Here is a 1443-nt window from a genome sequence, read left to right on the forward strand (position 1 = left end):
GGCGTGTGCCTGACCTATGCGCGGCGCTTCATGGCGGCAGCGCTGATCGACGTGGAGGACGTTGGCGCCTACCTGTCGTGACGGGTGACGCTGAACTTCAGCGGCGCGGCCTTGAGCAGGGGCTCTCCGGCGCCGTCGTGCAGGCTGACAACCGCTTCGTACTCGCCCAGGGGCAGGTCGACGATGGCCTCGGTGCGGCCGTCGACGAGGTTCTGGCGCACCGCATTGCCGCCGCCCTTGGGCGCAAAGCTGAGGCGGAAATGCCCCGTGTCCTTGATGGCGGTGCCGGCCGGCGCCACGCCCAGGCCGGCGCCGAGCACGCCCAGGGACAGCGTGAAGGGGCTCGACACCGCCTCTTCATCGCGCAGGTTCTTCACATAGACCTCGCGGCCGGCTGAGGCGCGTGGCGCGGCGCGCAGGTCCTCGTACCAGGCTTCGCAGGTGTCGCGGTCACCCGCAACGACCTTGGGCGCCGGGGCGTCGGCGCGCTTGCCCACGACCACGATGGCAATCTCATTGCTGAAGACGAAATAGGGCTTGTGGGCGTGGTCGGCGAACAGCAGCCGCATGGTGTGGCGGCCCGGCGGCAGGTCGATCTCGGTGCCGGTCTGGGCCTTGCCGAAATGCTTGTGCGTATTGGAGAAGGGGATGGGTGCGGTGTGGTCGCGCGGCAGCGGCGTGTCGATGAGGATGTGGTGGTGGCCGGCCTTCTCGTTGGCATTGCCGGCCGGAATGACGCCCATGCCACGGATGCCGAACTCCACCCAGAAGGGCGAGCGCACGCGGTAGCCGGTCTTGACGTTGCTGAAGTGCACCGAGACCGGCTCACGCAGGTCGAGGGCCGTGCGCTGGGCCGTGTGTGACAGCCAGCACTGGCGCTCCAGCGGATCGGCGGGAAGTGGCTCGGCCGCGGCCAGCGCGGGCAGCAGACCCAGTGGCCAAAAGTGGCGGGTCAGTCGAGCGGCAGATCCCATGCGAGCCCTCCGGCAGCGTGCGCCACCGATTCTGGGGCGCGCGCTAGCGAAGAGGCGTCGTGAAAGTTACGGACGTCAGGGCCTGTTCACGCTACGGGGATCGCACCGATTCCCGTAGCGTGAACAGGCCCTAAGCCACCTGAAGCTGGTGGGTCAGATGCAGTTCGCCGAACAAATCCTTGGGGTCGGCCATCTGCGGGATCAGGTCCAGCGGCGCGCCCAGGCCAAGCTGATTGCTCACGTCGCGTAGCAGGCGCAGCGCGGAGAAGTCCTCCAGCGCGAAGCCGACCGAGTCGAACACGGTGACTTGGCTGGCCGACTCGCGGCCCGGGGCCTGGCCGGCGAGCACTCGCCAGAACTCGGTGACGGGGAAATCGGCCGGCATCTGCTGCATGTCGCCTTCGATGCGGCTCTGTGGCTCGAACTCGCAGACCACGCGGGCCATCTCCAGCACGCCGCGGTGCAGCTC

Annotated in this window: 1 protein-coding gene and 1 pseudogene; both read right to left on the bottom strand. The window is 68.5% G+C overall.

The features are described 5' to 3' along the window. Positions 1 to 68 precede the first annotated feature (68 nt). On the bottom strand, positions 69 to 974 hold the full coding sequence (locus AC1DU6_RS31060; protein ID WP_477861974.1) for a DUF4399 domain-containing protein: 906 nt from the start codon (positions 972 to 974) through the stop codon (positions 69 to 71). 130 nt (positions 975 to 1104) lie between these two features. Further along, a pseudogene (locus AC1DU6_RS31065) lies at positions 1105 to 1443 on the bottom strand (ornithine cyclodeaminase); the annotation flags it as partial.

Source organism: Roseateles sp. P5_B10, assembly GCF_056400485.1.

What these genes read in the sequence shown, in the direction of transcription:
- AC1DU6_RS31060 (WP_477861974.1), bottom strand. Translation starts at nt 974, where the DNA reads ATGGGATCTGCCGCTCGACTGACCCGCCACTTTTGGCCACTGGGTCTG.